This window comes from Larkinella punicea (genome assembly GCF_003334855.1).
Taxonomy (GTDB): domain Bacteria; phylum Bacteroidota; class Bacteroidia; order Cytophagales; family Spirosomataceae; genus Larkinella; species Larkinella punicea.
Genome location: NZ_QOWE01000005.1, coordinates 14,582 through 32,523, shown reverse-complemented (window position 1 = coordinate 32,523; position 17,942 = coordinate 14,582). Strand labels below are relative to the sequence as shown.

The window sequence follows — 17,942 nt, the reverse complement described above, 5'->3', positions numbered from 1 at the left end:
ATGAGTTATGAATGATGAACGATGAATGGGCTGACGCATGACATTCATCGTTCATCATTCATAACTCATCATTATTTCTCCCAGATCACCGTCTCCTCCCGTTCAAACCAGGGTTGGAGGTGGGGTTCATACCGGGATTCGATCATTTTGCGCTTTATTTTCAGGGAAGGCGTCATCAGGTCGTTGTCAACCGTCCACGGCTCTTTCACGATCACGGCTTTTTTGACGCGCTGATAGGTGTGCAGGTTGGGATTCAGCGTGTTAAGCGTCTCCTCCAGACTTTGTGAAACCTGTGTCTTATCCGCTTTGAGACCCGTTTCCGACAACACAATCAGCGCGATCGGTTGCGGTAATTGCTGAACGGCAACGCAGATTTGGTCCACGAAATTGTTCTCCGCAAAACCGGTTTCAATCTGCGCCGGTGCCACGTATTCGCCCTTGGTGGTTTTGTAAATCTCCTTCACCCGGCCCGTAATGGCTAAAAAACCGTCGTCGTCCAGTGTGCCCACGTCGCCGGTATGGAGCCAGCCATCGGCATCGAGGGTCGCTGCGGTCATCTCCGGCTCCCGGAAATAGCCGCGCATTGTCCAGTCGGAGCGGGTCATGAGCTCGCCCGTGATGGGGTCGAATTTTACCTGAATACCGTTGTAGAGCATTCCCACGGTGCCGTCTTTGATCGCAGCAGGTGGCATCACCGACACCACGCCCAGGTTTTCGGTCATGCCGTAGGCTTCCTGAATCGTGATGCCCAATTCCCGGAACCACCGGATGATGGCAACCGGCGTGGGGGCCGCGCCGGTCAGAATCAGCCGGACGTCATTAAGGCCGAGGGCCATGCGGAGTTTGCGTTTGATCAAACCGGAAATCACCGGAATTTTGAGCAGCCGATCGAGTTTTTGCTGTGGAAGCGTAGCGAGGATTGTCTGCTGAAATTTCAGCCAGATGCGGGGAACACCCAGGAAGTGCGTCGGGCGCGCAGCCGCCAGATTGTTGGCAAACGTCGCCATCGATTCCACAAAATAAACCGTACCGCCCGTGATGAGGCTGAGGGCTTCGACGAGGTTCCGCTCGGCTACGTGACAAAGGGGCAAATACGAAAAGAAACGGGAATCCGGTACGTCGACGCACATCAGCGGTTTGGTCGCGTCGATGGCACTGATCATCGCTTGATATGGCATCATGACGCCTTTGGGGCTGCCCGTTGTTCCGGAGGTGTAAATGATCGTAAATAAATCCTCGGAATGCGGCTGCGGATTGTCCGTCATGGGCTCATAACGGGTCAGAATTGTATTCCACTGGACGTGGTCCGGATCGGTGGTGTAACCCGGTAAATCGATGCAGTGGACGGTTTCGGGGACACCCGGTTTCATGGCCGGCCATTGATCCAGTTTTCCGACAAACAAGACCGCGCAACCGCTGTGTTCCAGCACTTGATGCAATTGGCTGGCCGTCAGGGTCGGGTAGAAAGGAACGGAAACGTGGCCGCTGAGCAGAATCGCCAGATCGGCAATAATCCAGTGCGCGCAATTTTTAGATACGAGACCAATGTTACTCTTCGGGGGTAAGCCCAGCGAATTCAGGTACGTCGCCAGCGTCCGTGCCTGTTTTCCAACATCGCGCCAGGTGTAGTCGCGGTATCGGTCGCCTTCGGGTTGCCGCAGGTAGACTTTTTTGGGTTGTTGTTTTTCCCAATAATAAAAATAGTCAAGCAGCGTCTGCCCTTTCTGGAAATCAGAGCGTAACGTGTTCATATCAGTATAGATTGGCTGGGTAGTAAAGGTGTAAAATAGTATTTGTTTTTGAAATAATTGTAGTTAATGTGGAAATTCTTAGCGAAAAAGCAGCAGAATTTCCCGAAATGGGTTTTGAAAGATCAGAAAAACGGGGTAAAGGCTCGAATGAAGACGCCAATGCAGAATAAGTAAAAATTTTCGGCGGAATTTGTTACTAAACTTAGCCCTAACCGTCTCAATAAAAGGAACATCCGGAAGTCAGACATTTCTTCGGTGTTCGCCGAAATTCCGACTTTTATGACGACAATCTTACCCGCTCTGAATCGCCTTTGTGTTATCCTCCTTTTTTCGCTTTTCTTCCTGAACGGCAACGCCCAATCCCCGACGAACCTGACGACGAATATTACGTTAACTGCACCGACCGAAACGGATTTTGGCCCCTCGGCTTTTTTTTCAAGTACGGTCCAGATTATTGCGGCTTTCAATACGGCGCGACGGGCCGAAGAAACCCAGTTGGGGTTGCCCGCCAATAGCCTGGGGAACTTGACGTTACCAGCTAATTATGCCACTTTTTCGCCCAATGATCGGGCGTTGTATCTCATCAATCAGGAACGGATCGCCCGGAGCGGGGTTACGTATCCCGGAACAACGGCGGTTCTGGGCTTACCGATGGAAGCAACCGAAAGCGCGCTGATCAATACGGCTCAGACGCACGCTGCTTTTATGGTGGCTAACAACGTGTTCTCCCACACCGGCGCTGGCGGGTCAGGCCCTTTCGATCGGGTGGAGGCCACGTATCCGGCAAGCTGCCTGTCAGGAATGGGCTATTCCGAAAATATTTATGTTGCCTGTACCAGTAGCCCCTCTACGCCCACTTTTTTGGTAGAACAAGCCATTTTCAACTGGCTCTATCGCGACACGGCCGCCGGGTGGGGACACCGCAAAGCCGTTCTGATTCAAAACACGGATATTTACACCTCTCCACCCCTTCAGGGTTACGTTAACGACCACGGAAGTGCTTCCAGCGAAGGTTTTCTGGGTATTGGAATTGCATCGACACCCGTTGGATCCTATTCGGCATCTTGCTCGGGTAGCTTTGCCGGGCACGTCGTGGTGATGAACATTGCCGACCCGACAGCCGATGCAAGCTGTACATTCAACACGACGGATGCCCTTCCCGTCCATCTGCTCTATTTTTCAGGGGCTTCCCGTCAGGGAAAAGCCGTGATGGGCTGGTCGACCGGTTGGGAGCAGGGGAGCCTGGGGTTCGATGTCCTGAAAAGCCGGGATGCCCAATCGTTTGAGAAAATCGGGTTTGTTCGCGGAAACGGGACGAGTTCGGAAACCAACACGTATGGTTGGACGGATGAGGACGTGATACCGGGCCAGACGTATTACTACCGCTTGCGGCAGATCGACGCCAATGGTCGCACGGAACTCTCGAAACTCGTAGCCGTCAACATTGAATCGACAGACCGGGATGTTTACCTCTTTCCCAATCCCAGTGCCGACGGGCGGTTTACGCTGGTGGCTTCGGGGTCGGATGAACTCCGTATTCAACTAGTCAACACGGTAGGGATCGAACTACCGGTTCGGGCAGTGGCAGGGGACGCTTCCACATCGGTCATACCGCGTCAGGTGCTGGCACCCGGACTGTATTGGGTGAAGGTGCGGGATGCAAAGGGCCGGGTGCAGAACGTATTGCGGCTGCTGGTGGGCCACTAAAAACCGGGTCTTTCGAAATCACAACGGCAAACTATTGGGTTGTTTGCGTTCGTTCCGTATTTTTCGCAACGGTGCAGGTGACCCGGGTTGGCAACTAACGCCCTTTTGATGCGACAACTTACCAGTGCCCTTCTGTTGATTTCCGGTTTAGCGTTCGGTCAGGCACCGAAAAACCTGAAGGCGGATGTGAAATTACCAAAGGAGCCGACGTACACCAGTGCGCCCAACGGTTTTCCGGTTTTCGACACACCGGCTCAGGTTGTGAATGCCTTCAACTATGCCCGTCGGCAGGAGGAAAAGCAGATGAAACTGCCCGCCAATAGCCTGGGAACGCTGTCTTTACCGGAAAATTACACCAAACTATCCCCGGCAGAACGGGCGTTGTGGCTAACGAATGGGGAGCGAAAAGCGCGGGCGGATGTGAAGTATGGTACCGAAAAAGCACTCGGTCTGCCGCTCGAAGCCCTGGAAACCCACCTGAACGCCGTGGCCCAGGCCCACGCTGCGGACATGACCACGCACAACTTTTTTGGGCACACCAGCCGGGATGGCCGGACGGCCCTGCAACGCATCAACGCCCAGACGGTGTTTAGCGGGAAATGCTACGAGTTTATGTCGCGGGCCGAGAATATCTACATGTTTTGCTACTATTCCAGCGATAAACCGGTTCTGGAGCTACCGGCTTTCATCGTGGAGCAAGCCATTTTCTCCTGGCTCTACCAGGATGCCGTCGTGGCCTGGGGGCATCGGGAAACGTTGCTGATTCAGGACAAAGATGCGTCCGGCGGAAAAGGGTTTCAGAACAACCGGGGGGCCGTCGGCAGCGAAGGTTTTCTGGGCGTCGGACTGGCGACGCGGGCGGACTATGGCCCCTGCTCCAAAATGCCGGGCTACCAGCGGGTTGGCCACGTTGTGGTTATGAATCTGGTTGATCCAGCCGCCGATTGTCCGTATTTTCTTCCGTAAATTTTCTTCCCAAATCGCCGGTTCACCGGTTTATTTATTTTACGTTTCCGGGAAATGTACTTAGGTATATTTCCCGGAAATCGCTTTTCTGTGCGGTTTTAAGCCACTAATGGGGCGGGGTATGGTAAAAGCAGGCTTGTAAAAAAGTCTTGTCGTCAAATTTCAAAGCAGGGCAAGTAGAACGTTTGGATGCGCTTCTTTTATGGCATAGTAAACTTTATCTACAAAAAATACTAAATGAAACACTTCTCCGCCTATACTGCCGAGGAGTTAGCCGCTGACGAATTATTCATTCGGTGGGTTCAACATCCTGATGACGCTGAGGTTTCGGCGTACTGGGAGGGTTGGCTGGCTCACCATCCTTACAAAACGGAAGTTGTCGATTTCGCCCGCGAACTGGTTCGCATGGCTTCAAGCCCGGCGTCGCGGCCGATGGAAGGAGAGGAGGTGATGTCGTTGTGGGGGCGAATCCGGTCATCGATTCAGGAAATGCCGGAGTTGCAACCCCTGCAGCCCGAAATCCAAAGTTGGGTAACAAACTGGTATATTTTCCGCTGGGTGAGTGCCGCGGCCGGCATCGTGCTGTTTATCGGCTGGGTTCTCTGGACGCAGTGGTCACATGCGATGGAAACCGTCCGGACACCGGTTGGCGTGGCCAAAACGGTGAAGCTGCCCGATGGAACGCTGGTAAAACTGATCGGCAACAGCCAGATTCGGTACGCCCGCGTCTGGTCGGAAGAAGTGCCGAGGGCGGTTTGGCTCGAAGGAGAAGCCTTTTTCACCGTTGCCCAACGCTACGGTTCCGGTGAAGACAGCAAGTTTCGGGTTCACACGACCACCCTAACCGTGGAAGCGCAGGGAACCCTCTTCACGGTTTCTCAACGAAAGAAAGGAACGCGGGTTGATCTTTCGGCCGGCAAAATAAAGCTGATGCGCAACGACGATCCGCAGATTATCGAAATGAAACCCGGTGAGTCCGTTGAAATTCCGGCCCCGACACCGGTGACGGTTCAGAACAAAACATCTTATATCCTTAGCGATACCGATCTGCAATCGTCGTCGGTCATCTATTCAATCTAATTCAATCTCTATTGTTTCTATACGTTTAATTAACCAATCTCTATTATGAAATGCATGATTACTTCATTCCTCTCTGCTAAAGCAGGGCAGGTTGCTGCTGCAACACGCCTGGGAGCTTGCGGGTTGGCGGGTCTGCTGGCCGGTAGCCTGCCCGTCGAGGCCGCCATCGGCCCACACCGACACCCCGCAGACATACACGCTGCCAACCTGAAGGGCCTGCCAATGGCCAATCTGAAGCCCGGTGAAATTACGGACCCTGCTCTTCAGGAACGGACAGTTTCGGGCCAGATTCTGACGGCGGAAGACAATACCCCTCTGCCGGGGGTAAACATTGCCGTGAAAGGATCGACGCGCGGAACCACCAGCGATGCTGAAGGAAAATTCCGGATTGCTGTTCCGGATAATAATTCCGTGCTGGTCTTTTCATCGGTTGGATTTCTTTCTCAGGAAGTTACTGTCGGTGCCCAATCGACGATCAATCTAAAACTGGCGGTTGATCAGCGCACGCTGAACGAAGTGGTTGTAGTCGGATACGGTACGCAGAAGAAGAGCCAGTTAACCGGGGCGATCTCCTCGGTTGGCGCCAAAGAAATTGCCGAACTGCCCATCACCAACGCCCGCCAGGCACTCCAGGGCCGGGCTGCTGGGGTCGATGTGGTGCAGAGCAGCAGCAAGCCCGGGACGGGGCCTGTGGTCCGAATTCGGGGTCGCCGGTCGATCAACGCTTCCAATGATCCGCTGTATGTTGTTGACGGGATTCCGTTGGCAGGTGGGATCGACGACATTAACCCGTACGACATTGCCTCGATGGAAGTGTTGAAGGATGCGTCGGCGACAGCCATTTACGGATCGCGCGGTTCTAATGGGGTCGTGCTCATTACGACCAAACGCGGAAAACCGGGTAAAACCGTTGTGAGCTACGACGGCTACTACGGGTTGTCGGATCGGTTGGGGAATATCGATGTTTTCAACGGGGCTGAGTTTGCCGAATACAAGCGCGAATCGCGCCGGGCGGCCAACCAGTATACCACCGACGAAAAGCTTTTTGAACCCATCGAGATGGACGGTATATTAAACAACCGGTCTACCGATTATCAGTCGTATCTGATGCAGCAGGGGCACATTCAAAGCCACCAGATTGGCGTGCAGGGAGGGAATGAAAAAACCCAGTTCTCGATTTCCGGTAACTACTTCAAGGATGTAGGTGTCGTGAAAAACCAGGATTTTACCCGGTATACATTTCGGGTTAATCTGGATCACCAGGTCAGCAAAAAGATCAAGGTTGGTATTTCGACCCTGGGCGTTTACAGCACCCGGAACGGTGAAAACTTCAACCCACTGGGTGGTGCCTACGCCGAAAACCCGCTGGGAAAACCGTATGACGACAATGGCAACCTGATTTTCCTGCCCACTTCCGATGGCTTGCGGACGAACCCTATTGCTGAGGTAATTCCGGGCGCGCAGATCGACCTGACGAAGCGGATGCGGATTTTTAACAGCATCTTCGGCGAATGGAATATCATCGATGGCTTGAAATACCGCGTTAATTTCGGTCCTGACCTGACCAACCGTCGCATTGGCCGGTTTGTCGGTAGCCAGACCAACGCCCGCCGGGGTGCTGACCCAACTGCTTTCTCCTTCAATGAATACCAGTTTAACTGGACGCTGGAAAACATCCTGACCTACAGCAAAAGGTTCAATGACATCCACAACCTGAACGTTACGGCCCTCCACTCTATTCAGAAGGATGATTATGAAACCAACACGATCTCGGTGACGGGTGTGCCTGCCGAAACGCAGGAGTTCTATAACCTGGGTCAGGCTTCGCTGATCAATTCCGTGGGGTCAGAAGTTCGCCGGTGGGTGTTGAATTCCTATATGGCCCGGGTGAATTACGACTACAAAGAAAAATACCTGTTGACATTGACCGCCCGTTACGATGGTTCATCGCGGTTTGGTGATAATACGAAATACGGTTTTTTCCCATCGGCAGCCATCGGCTGGAACCTGAGCAATGAGGAGTTTCTGAAGTCGGTTCGCTGGATCGACCAGTTGAAACTTCGGGCCAGCTACGGCTCGATCGGTAGCACGGCCATCGATCCCTATCAAACCCAGGCGCAGTTGGCCCGTACGGCCTATGCGTTCGGTTCTGGCGGGGCTTTCGGATACCGTCCATTCACGATCGGAAATCCGGATTTGAAATGGGAGTCGACCACCAATAGCAACATTGGATTGGATTTCAGCCTGTTCAGCGGCCGGATTTCCGGGGCGCTGGAATACTACCGCGCCGATACCCGTGACTTGCTGCTGTTCGACCAGTTGCCGTTGACAAGCGGTTTCGACCGCGTACTGCGGAACGTGGGAAAAACCCGGAATCAGGGTATTGAATTGACGTTATCGACGGTCAACGTGGATGCTCCGGGTGGATTCCGCTGGACGACGGACTTCCAGTTTACCCGCAACCGGGAATCGATTCTGGAACTGTTCAATGGCAAAGTCGACGATGTCGGAAACTCCCGGTTCATCGGCCAGCCGCTGACGGCCTATTTTGACTACAAGAAAATTGGCATCTGGCAGACCAACGAAGCCGACGAAGCGAAAAGGTACCAGAGTGCCGTTGGTCAGATCAAGATTCAGGATACGAACAACGACGGAAAAATCGATCCGGCCGACCGCGTTATTCTGGGCTCGCAAGTGCCTAAATTCAGCCTGGGGCTTACCAACCGTTTCGAATACAAAGGGTTCGATCTGTCGTTCTTCGTATTTGCCCGCGTGGGGTATATGTTCCGCAGTATTTTCCACCAGGACTTCCTGACGCTGGCGGGTCGCTATAATACCCTTGACGTTGACTACTGGACCCCGAATAATCCGACCAATGAGTTTCCACAGCCTAACATGAACCAGGAGTTTCCGCCGTTCCGTTCGACGCTGTTGTATTTTGACGGTTCGTTCGTGAAAATCCGGAACATCAACTTCGGGTACAACGTCCCGGCTAAACTGACGGAAAAACTGGGTATCGGTTCCCTGCGCGTGTTTGCCAGTGTTCAGCAACCCTTTATTTTCTCCGAATACCGGACCAAATACAAAGGGATCGACAGCGAAACGGACGGCGATGTTAACGCCAGCCAGTCGCCGGCTGTTCGGCAAACTACCTTTGGTATAAACCTGAAATTTTAACCTGGCTTAAACGGATCAAAAAAGATTTTCAAGATGAAAACATATAAATTATTCATTCACTCATTCACTCATTCGCTATTGATCGTGAGTGCGCTGTTGCTCAGCACAACGGGCTGTAAAGATTTGCTGGAAGAAGTGCCGGTTTCGCAGGTCGGAAGCCAGTATGCCACCACGCCAAACGGGTTCGAATCGGTGGTGAAAGCAGCCTATTCGTCGTTGCGGGAATACTACGGTCGGGAAGATGCCATGACCCTGACGGTTTTTGGTACCGATACCTACACGATGGGAGCCGATGGTAGTTTTAAATTTGTCAACCAGTATACGTCGCAGATCGACGGCCGGTTGGGGCCAACCAACAACATCTGGAATGCTTTTTACAAAGGTATCAATACCATCAATGTGGCGCTGGACGCGGCTGATGGTATTGCCGGGCTGGACGCAACCATTAAAAAACGCCGGGTTGCGGAACTGAAATTCCTGCGGGCGCACCATTATTTTATTCTGGTGCAGATGTTTGGGCCGGTTTCGCTGCTGACAAAAGGCAATCTGGTTCCGACGAAGGAATTTACCCGCGCTCCGGTGAAGGAGGTATATACCCAAATTATCGCGGATCTGGAATCTTCTTTGACCGATTTGGCAACTCCCACCGGCGATTATGGCCGGGTAACCAAGGGTGCCGCTGAGCACTTGCTGGCTAAAGTGTATCTGACGAAAGGGACCGACAAGGACGCGCTGGCCGCCGATGATTTTGCCAAAGCCGCTACCTATGCCCAGAACGTGATCAAAAACTATACGTACAGCCTGCTGCCCGACTTTTCGGCCGTGTTTGCGCAGGGGGGAGGAGAAATCAACAGCGAGGTGATCTTTGCTACCCAATATACCTCTGACCCCATTACGAACATTGGTTCTGGCTACAACAGTACGACAACCAGTACCGTGACCATCAACGGAAACCAGACGCACTTATATTTCGGGATGGAATATGATGTTCAGGCGGGTATGCAGCGCGACGTATTGAATGGACGCCCTTTCAAGCGGTTCATGCCGACGAACTATATGTTGAATGTCGTGTTTGCCGAGAAAGACCGGGTGAAAGATTCGCGGTACAAAAAGACGTTTAAGGACACCTGGCTGGCCAACAACCCCAGCAAAACGACACCGATTTTCGACAATTCGAAAACGTCCCTGAAGTTCAACGCGGGTGATACGGCCATCTTTATTCCGGGCTATGAAATGCCCCTGGCCGAGCGGGCCAAACGTCCCTACCAGGTGCTGGTACCGAGCCTGTACAAGCCCAACCTGTTCCCGGTTTTGCAGAAATTCCTGGATCCCCTGCGTCCCGACCGGACCTACGAACCCGGTAGCCGCGATTTCATCATGTTTCGGTTGGCAGACACTTACCTGATAGCGGCTGAAGCGCTCATCAAACAGGGGAAAGCCGCTGATGCTGTGCCGTTCATCAATGCCGTTCGCCGGCGGGCGGCCTGGCCGGGTAAGGAAAAAGACATGGAAATTACGGTGGCCGATGCCACGATGGCTTTCATCATGGAAGAACGCGAGCGTGAAATGGCCGGCGAAATGCACCGCTGGTTCGACCTGAAACGTTGGGGTAACCTGGTTGAACGCGTGAAAGCGTATAACCCTGATGGCGCACCGAACGTCAAGGATTTCCACGTTTTACGTCCAATTCCACAGGATCAGATCGACCGGACAGCAGACGGTGTGACAAAATACCCGCAAAATCCGGGGTACTAATCCGTATGACTAAGGAATGACAGACAGGCCCCGAACCGGAATTCCGGTTCGGGGCCTGTTGTTTAGGGGAGGGCTGAGTAGATTTTACGGCGAAATTCCTTCCTTCCTTTAGAATTCTTTACAACAAAAATCGCAACTCCCATTCAGGGTTGCCGACTATACTACCCTATTATGCAGGCTATTGTAAACAGACGCCAGTTTCTTACCACCGCCGGTTTGTCGGCGCTCGTTCTGGCAACCAGAACCGATCTGCTGGCCGATGCCGCTAAAAAATCGGGACTGAAAATCGGGTACTCCGGGATTACCTGGGGCGGCAAAGATGAACAGGCCATCAAAGACCTTTCTTCCCTGGGCTACAAAGGGATTCAGCTCCGGGCCAACACTTTTGCACCGTATAAGACCAAACCGTCGGAACTGAAAGCCCTGCTCGACCAGCACCAGTTGAAACTGGCGATGTTTTCGAGCGGCAATGTGGAGGTCGACCCGGCGAAGTTCGACAGCACTGTGGATCTGCACGTGGCCCATGCCAGCTTTGTAAAAGCACTGGGCGGGTCGGCATTCCAGATGACCAACAGCCTTCGGAAAAGCGGGCAGGCTCCGACTACCGAGGAACTCAAGAAACTCGCCAAAGTGATGAACGAGATTGGCAAACAAACCGCCGACATGGGTGTTCAGGCCACGTATCACAACCACATGAAACAGTGGGGCGAAACACCCGAAGAAGTGGATATTCTGGTGCAGGAAATGAATCCGAAGTATGTCAAACTGCTGCTCGATATTGCCCACTACAAACAGGGCGGGGGCGACCCGGCCAAGGCCGTTGTGCAGTACAAGGATGTTCTGCACACGCTGCACCTGAAAGACACCAAAAGCCCGGTACCTGAAAAACCAGATGATCCGAAAGCCTACAAATTCGTTGAACTGGGGCAGGGCAATGTCGACGTTCCGGCGGTTTTTGCGGCTTTGGAGAAAATCAAGTTCAAAGGCTGGGGCGTGGTTGAACTTGATGGCGTTCCAGACCCGAACAAAACGCCCTTGCAATGCGCTCAAATCAACAAAGATTACATTACCAAAACGTTAAACTTCCCACTTTAACCCTCTGCTAAACTCTGTTTTTCTCTGCTTAACTCTGCGAAATAACTTTTAAACTGTTTCGCGGAGATAAGCAGAGAAAAACAGAGTTTAGCGGAGAAGAAACTTATGAAAGCATTACTGATAACAGCGGTTTTATGGGTAGGACTAATAGCTGCTGAAAAACCGCAGGCACCCAACACCCTGACGGCCAAGGAGAAAAAAGAAGGCTGGCAACTGCTTTTCGACGGCAAAACCACCAAAGGCTGGCGGGGTGCCTACAAAGATAAATTCCCGGAAAAAGGCTGGTTGGTTCAGGACGGTTTGCTGACCATCTCGAAAACAGACGGTTCGGAATCGACGCACTACGGAGACATTGTGACGGAGGGTGAATATGGTGACTTCGATCTGATGTTTGAGTTCAAACTGACGGAAGGAGCCAACAGCGGCCTGAAGTATTTCGTGGTGGAAGAAAACCCCAAGCCGAAAGGATCAGCCTATGGGCTGGAATTTCAGGTGCTGGACGATGACAAACACCCGGATGCCAAAATGGGTCGCGACGGTAACCGAACTGTGGGATCGCTCTACGACCTGATTCCGGCCAAAGACAAGAAAGCCAATCCGATTGGTGAATGGAACCAGGGTCGGGTGGTTTCGAAAGGCAGCCACGTTGAGCACTGGCTGAATGGCAAAAAAGTCGTAGAATACGAACGGGGTGGTGAAGAGTTTCGGAAGCTGGTTGCGCAAAGCAAGTACAAAGCCCCTTCGTATAACGCCCACGGACGTTTTGGGGAAGCTCCCAAAGGCCACATTCTGCTCCAGGATCACGGCGACCGCGTTTCGTTCCGGAATATGAAGATTAAACCGTTGTAAGTCTCAATTCCTTCGTTATTCGTTGTTCGTTATTTAATATTCGATATTTAACAGAAGTCGAAAATGTAATATTGAATATCGAATAACGAACACGGAAGAATGAAGAGATTAAACCGTAAACCAAAAACTAGTAGACTTCTCACAAATAAGTCTTTCAGTAATAGTCTTTTGTCAGTAACCAGACGTATTCTATTTATCATTTAAACGACCAGCCGCATGGAAAATCGTCGCGACTTTATAAAGAAATCTGCACTGGCGGGGCTCGGAATGAGCTTCTCTGCCGCTAGTTATGCCCGAATCCTGGGTTCCGCCGACCGCGTTCGGGTCGGAATTGTTGGGTTCTCAGACCGGTTCCGGGGTGCTTTGGCTCCCAGTTTTGCCAACCATGCCAAAGAACTCAACTTCGAGTTTGTGGCCGTCTCCGACATCTGGAGCCGTCGGCGGGATGAAGCCCAGGCCTACCTGAAAGGAAAAGGGTACATTACCGATAACTTTGTGAAGTGTCGGAATAACGAAGAACTCTACGACCGCAAAGACATTGATGCCGTGATTGTCAGTACGGCGGACTTCCAGCACGCACTGCACTGCGTGGAAGCCGTAGAAGCCGGTAAGGATGCGTATGTGGAAAAACCGTTCGCCGAATCACTTGACGACGCCCGGAAAGCCCTGAAAGCGGTTGAAAAAAACAAGAAAATCGTTCAAATCGGCTCGCAACGCCGGAGTGCGCCGAACTACTTTGCCGCCAATGATTTCATTCGTTCGGGGAAATTCGGGGACATCTCGATGGTTGAAATGACCTGGAATGTCAACCAGCCCGGTCGCTGGCGCCGTGCGAAACTTGTTTCTGAAATCCGGCAGGAAGACACCGACTGGAAACGCTACCAGATGAACCGTCCGCAGACGGCCTGGGATCCGCGTAAGTATCTGGAATTCCGTTTGTTTTATCCGTATTCGTCCGGTATTCCGGGTCAGTGGATGTCGCACCAGATCGATACCGTACACTGGTTCAGTGGCTATGATCACCCGCGCAGTGTGGTGGCCAACGGCGGTATTTACCTCTGGAAAGATGGCCGTACCAACGCCGATACGTTCACGGCGGTTTTTGATTACGGCCCGGATGATGACAAAACCAAAGGCTTCCAGGTGACCTACCACTCCCGCATGACCAACGAAGCGGGTGGAACCAAGGAGTTGTATTACTCGAACGGCGGTATGATCAACCTCGATACCAACAAGATTACGCCGGAAGGTGGTCTGGAAGAAAAATATGCGAAAGAAATGGGCATGAAAGCCAATTTGCTGACCGAACAGACGCTGGCAACGACGGGTGAAAAAATGGAAACATCGGCCAATACCGGTGCGGATCCGATGACGTCGCGGCACATGCGGAACTGGATGGAGTGCGTTCGCAGCCGGAAAGAACCCAATGCCCCCGCCAAAGCCGGTTTCAATCACTCAGTCGCTAACATCATGGCAACCATCGCCTTACATACCGGCGAGCGCGTAACGTTCGACAGTACGAAACAGGAAGTGCTGGCGAGCGGTAAAGTTGTAAAAGTCTAATTTAATGGATGGGAACGCCGATTGGGCGGATCGAACGGATTTTCGCCGATTAAATCTAATAATCCGTTTTTTGATCCGTTCGATCCGCCCAATCGCACCGGCGACCCGGCCGCGTTCCTATTAGAGCATACATATGAAAAAACTGACCCTCTGTTTTTGTCTGCTGGCTTCCGCTGCGATGGCCCAGAAACAGGCTGTGCAACTGACGAATAACCAGGCGCAGAAACGCGTGGATGTTACGGTTGATGGCAAACCGTTTACTTCCTACATCTACCCGGGCCCGGATATCCTGAAAAAACCGGTGCTGTATCCGATCCGGACGGCAGGCGGTAATTTCATCACGCGCGGCTGGCCGATGGACCCCCGGCCCGGCGAGCGCGTCGACCACCCGCACCACGTGGGCATGTGGCTCAATTACGGCGATGTGAATGGCCACGATTTCTGGAACAATTCCAACGATGTAAAAGGACACGGCGGCCCGTTTGGCACCATCGTTCACACCGGGATTAAATCGCTGAAAAGTGGGAAGGACGTGGGCGAACTGGTCGTTACCGCCGATTGGCTCGATAAAGACGGCAAGCCCCTGTTGCAGGAAACGACGACGTTTGTTTTTCGCGGTACGCCAAAAGAACGCATCATCGACCGGACAACGACGCTAAAAGCCCTGGGCAAAGACGTGACGTTTAAAGACAACAAAGAAGGCATGGTAGCGATCCGGCTCGCCCGGCAACTGGAACACCCGTCGAACAAGCCGGAAGTGTTCACGGATGCAAGCGGTGTGGCAACCAAAGTATCCCAGATGGATAATACGGGTGTCACCGGAAAATACAAAAGCAGCGAAGGGGTAGAAGGCGAAAAAGTCTGGGGAACGCGCGCCAAGTGGATGAACCTGACGGGTGTGATCAACGGCGAAAATGTTTCCGTCGCACTCCTGGACAATCCGAAAAACATCGGCTACCCGACCTACTGGCATTCGCGTGGATACGGTTTGTATGCCGCTAATCCATTGGCTCCCAGTGTAATGAGCGAAGGTAAAGACAAGCCGATGAATTATGTGCTGCCTGCGGGCAAGTCCGTAACCTTCCGGTATGAAGTACTGATTACAAGCGGCTCGGTTTCCGACGATGCACTGAGCCAGAAAGTCAATCAATTTGCGAATTAGTTAAATTTTTAAGCAACAAGGCATAGTAATTGCCTGCGGGCGTTTGTTGTGACCAATTGAGGGTTTATACGATACTGCAAATTTGCCTATCTCCATGATCGGTTACTTTTAACCATCAAGTAAGTGCTAAAAGTCAATTTGTGCCATCTGAGTGATCAGATGGCTTTTTTTTTGATTCAGTGTCTGGTATTAACCCAAATCACATTAAAGACACCAGCATGGAACCATTGCAACAGCTCATCGACTCTTACATGAACACGTACCGGGCCATTATGTGGCGGATGAAAGACCGTGCTGTCGACAGCCGGGGATTGAGCGAAACCGTTCGGTTAACCGAGAATACGATTCGCCTACGGCGCCAGAAACCGGGTCTATGGCGGGTTAGTGAAGTTCGGTTGCTGGCCGAATATTTCGGTTTGCCCGACAATGCCTGTGTGCGCCTGGAGCAGGAGTTAGCGCCCTTCATGAGTCAGGCATTGCAGATGCCGCCTTCCAAACGCCGTCTTCTGGAGCAGGCTACGCAATTGCACCTTCGGCGGATGTCGGCCAATAAACGGCTGGACTGGCCGGTTGAAGACATCGAAAAGCTGCGGAAGGGATTACAGCAATTTGAGGCCAACGCCTGTGTTGGCTGAGAAGGGATGCGTTGAAATTGGCGACCGGTTTCTAATTCAGGGAGAGACCGGTCGGCGCTTTGTACGAAAACCGGTTTAATTTCGCGCTCATCCACGACCGAAAAACCGGGCTGTTGAAGCCCATTTTGCTCAGTTCATCGTCAATCTGCCGCAACAGGAAATTCAGTTGATGAACCATCAGCCACTGTCGTTTAATTTGTTGTTTGAGGGAGGCCGGAGAACGGGTGGCTGATGTTTCCTCCATTAACCGCCGGACTGTGGCGCGTAAATGGTATTGAATGACGACTAACCGGCCGGTCAGAATGTGGTCGGCAGGGTGTTTTTCCAGAAAAGTGATGCCGTCGGAGATAAGCTGGTTTCGGCGTTGAAGGTGTTGTGTTACGGTGATCCAGGCCTGATCTGCTTTGATCGACTCGTAGGATGCGGTTTTCATGATAATAGGTTATTTACAAGTTTTCAGTACGGTTAAGTCAAAAATAGTGAAATAATCCAAATAATATAGTGGTGGTGAAGAAGAAGTGAAGAATTTTAGTTGGCGGTAGTTTTTTGAAAACCGGGTCTTTCTTGTCGGTGATTTTGCGGATATTTGTAACCCATTCACTTTGCCGAATCCCACTATGAATCCTTCCATCCGGGCTCTCATTGTTTGCACCAACCACACGGATTATAAAACCAAACTGGAGAAAACGGGCCTTTGGTTAAGTGAACTGACTCACTTTTATGATGAATTATCAGACAAAGAAATTCCGTATGACATCGTGAGCCCGAAGGGGGGAAGAGTGCCCATTGATGCGCGGAGTTTGAAGCGGAAAGACAACACGAACGACAAATGGTACCACAATCCGGTAATGAAAGCGAAGCTGGAGAATGCACTCAAACCGGAGGAAGTGAATGCCGCGCATTACCAACTGATTTACTTTACCGGGGGGCACGGAACGCTTTGGGACTTTCCGGAGAACGACCTTCTTCAACAAATCACCCGGCAGATCTACGAAGGGGGTGGAATGGTCGCGGCTGTGTGCCACGGCGTGAGCGGGCTGTTGAATGTGCGCTTGTCGGATGGTAGTCTGCTGATTCAGGACCGGCAGATTACGGGCTTTGCCAACGTGGAGGAGCGGCTCCTGGGGCTGATCCATGAAGTACCTTTTTTGCTGGAAGACGAACTTCGGAAACGGAACACGCTTTACCGGAAAAGTCTAATTCCATTTTTACCCTTTATCGAAGTAGACGACCGGCTGGTGACGGGTCAAAACCCGCTGTCGGCCCGAAAAGTCGGCAAGAAAGTAATGGAAGAAATGGTTGAAAAATAAGAGAACTGGCAGGAGTGGTCCGGATTCTTTTCCGTTAAATCAGGGTGTTATTCAATAATCCGCTCTCCAAAACCTTCTGATAATACGGAAGTTTCCGGGTCTGCTTGATGGCGGGTAGCTGGGTTTCATGGTAGATATCCGTTCCGACGAAAGAGACCAGACGTTGATCGATCATCCATTCTGCCAGATTTCGGGCTTCCCGCGATGGCTGACCCGAGAGGGATAGAAGGTTTAACTGAAACTTAACACCCTGATAGTGAAGATCCCGCATCGTTTCTGGATTTTTTTGCAGGTAAATGTATTGTTCAGGATGAGCCATAACCGGCACCAGGTTCCGCTGTTGGAGAGCCGTAATCACCTTGTCCAGTTCGTAGGGCCGTTTGACCAGGCTGGTATCGAAAAGCAGATAGCGTTCGGTCGTACTTTGGCCAAACGTCAACAACTCGGCTTTGGAGTAAAGCATCCTGAGTAAATTGATGTCTACAAAATACTCGGCGGCTACTTCCACCTCGATGTTAATCTTTAATTTTTGCAATTCGTATTTCAGAATCGACGCGGCTGCAAAAATGCTGTCGGTGGTATTCTGGTAGAAACCGTCCATGATGTGGAGGGTTGCAACAACCTTCCGAAAACCCAGCGCAGAGAGTTCACGAAGCAGACTGATGCTGTGTTCGACCGAATCGGTTCCGTCCTGACTGCCCGGAAGCAGTTGGGCATGAACATCGACACGAAGCTCGGAAGCCGAAGCCGATGCGTCGGGCTTAGCGGTTTTTGTACGGGCACGAGTCAGAAATCCGAATGGCATTGGGGTATGTAACTAGAAAGTTAGGCGATTCATCTGCCGGACAATACTTTGGCACGGCACCCTCAATCTGCTTCTTTAATGGACATG

14 protein-coding genes are annotated in these 17,942 nt (G+C 52.0%); 11 read left to right on the top strand and 3 right to left on the bottom strand.

All coding sequences use genetic code 11. The features are described 5' to 3' along the window. Positions 1-71: 71 nt before the first annotated feature. Positions 72-1,751 (bottom strand): AMP-binding protein, encoded by a 1,680-nt coding sequence (locus tag DUE52_RS07030; RefSeq protein WP_114405278.1) that lies wholly within the window; start codon positions 1,749-1,751, stop codon positions 72-74. Positions 1,752-2,030: 279 nt separating this feature from the next. On the opposite strand from DUE52_RS07030, the gene DUE52_RS07025 reads away from it, so the two are divergent. From DUE52_RS07025 to DUE52_RS06980, 10 genes are all read left to right on the top strand, one after another. Further along, positions 2,031-3,458, top strand: coding sequence for a hypothetical protein (locus tag DUE52_RS07025; RefSeq protein WP_133299779.1), 1,428 nt, complete (start codon positions 2,031-2,033; stop codon positions 3,456-3,458). A gap of 108 nt (positions 3,459-3,566) precedes the next feature. Further along, complete coding sequence (locus DUE52_RS07020) at positions 3,567-4,424, top strand: CAP domain-containing protein (RefSeq protein WP_114405276.1); 858 nt, start codon at positions 3,567-3,569, stop codon at positions 4,422-4,424. Between the two features lie 237 nt (positions 4,425-4,661). After that, a complete protein-coding gene (locus DUE52_RS07015; RefSeq protein WP_114405275.1) occupies positions 4,662-5,504 on the top strand; it encodes a FecR family protein in 843 nt (280 codons plus the stop codon). Between the two features lie 222 nt (positions 5,505-5,726). After that, positions 5,727-8,681: a SusC/RagA family TonB-linked outer membrane protein gene (locus DUE52_RS07010; RefSeq protein WP_114405525.1), complete on the top strand. Its 2,955-nt coding sequence runs from the start codon at positions 5,727-5,729 to the stop codon at positions 8,679-8,681. 33 nt (positions 8,682-8,714) lie between these two features. Beyond that, a complete protein-coding gene (locus tag DUE52_RS07005; protein ID WP_114405274.1) occupies positions 8,715-10,436 on the top strand; it encodes a RagB/SusD family nutrient uptake outer membrane protein in 1,722 nt (573 codons plus the stop codon). Positions 10,437-10,607: 171 nt separating this feature from the next. Then, the gene (locus DUE52_RS07000; protein WP_114405273.1) at positions 10,608-11,531 is read left to right on the top strand and encodes a sugar phosphate isomerase/epimerase family protein; all 924 of its coding nucleotides are present in this window, start codon (positions 10,608-10,610) and stop codon (positions 11,529-11,531) included. Between the two features lie 105 nt (positions 11,532-11,636). After that, entirely contained in the window at positions 11,637-12,380 is a 744-nt protein-coding gene (locus DUE52_RS06995; RefSeq protein ID WP_114405272.1) for a 3-keto-disaccharide hydrolase, read from the top strand. Between the two features lie 216 nt (positions 12,381-12,596). After that, complete coding sequence (locus tag DUE52_RS06990) at positions 12,597-13,943, top strand: Gfo/Idh/MocA family protein (protein WP_114405271.1); 1,347 nt, start codon at positions 12,597-12,599, stop codon at positions 13,941-13,943. 133 nt (positions 13,944-14,076) lie between these two features. Continuing rightward, positions 14,077-15,105, top strand: a complete 1,029-nt coding sequence (locus DUE52_RS06985; protein WP_114405270.1) for a DUF6807 domain-containing protein — start codon at positions 14,077-14,079, stop codon at positions 15,103-15,105. Positions 15,106-15,323: 218 nt separating this feature from the next. Continuing rightward, the gene (locus tag DUE52_RS06980) at positions 15,324-15,740 is read left to right on the top strand and encodes a hypothetical protein (protein ID WP_114405269.1); all 417 of its coding nucleotides are present in this window, start codon (positions 15,324-15,326) and stop codon (positions 15,738-15,740) included. Positions 15,741-15,771: 31 nt separating this feature from the next. Here the strand turns inward: DUE52_RS06980 and DUE52_RS06975 are convergent, their stop codons facing one another. Continuing rightward, a complete protein-coding gene (locus tag DUE52_RS06975; RefSeq protein ID WP_114405268.1) occupies positions 15,772-16,173 on the bottom strand; it encodes a hypothetical protein in 402 nt (133 codons plus the stop codon). Between the two features lie 184 nt (positions 16,174-16,357). Between DUE52_RS06975 and DUE52_RS06970 the strand changes: the two genes are divergently transcribed. Then, positions 16,358-17,050 carry a type 1 glutamine amidotransferase domain-containing protein gene (locus DUE52_RS06970; protein WP_170315684.1) on the top strand — a complete coding sequence of 231 codons (693 nt, stop codon included), beginning with the start codon at positions 16,358-16,360 and terminating at the stop codon, positions 17,048-17,050. Positions 17,051-17,084: 34 nt separating this feature from the next. Here the strand turns inward: DUE52_RS06970 and DUE52_RS06965 are convergent, their stop codons facing one another. After that, on the bottom strand, positions 17,085-17,855 hold the full coding sequence (locus DUE52_RS06965; protein ID WP_114405267.1) for a tyrosine-protein phosphatase: 771 nt from the start codon (positions 17,853-17,855) through the stop codon (positions 17,085-17,087). Between the last annotated feature and the right edge of the window lie 87 nt (positions 17,856-17,942).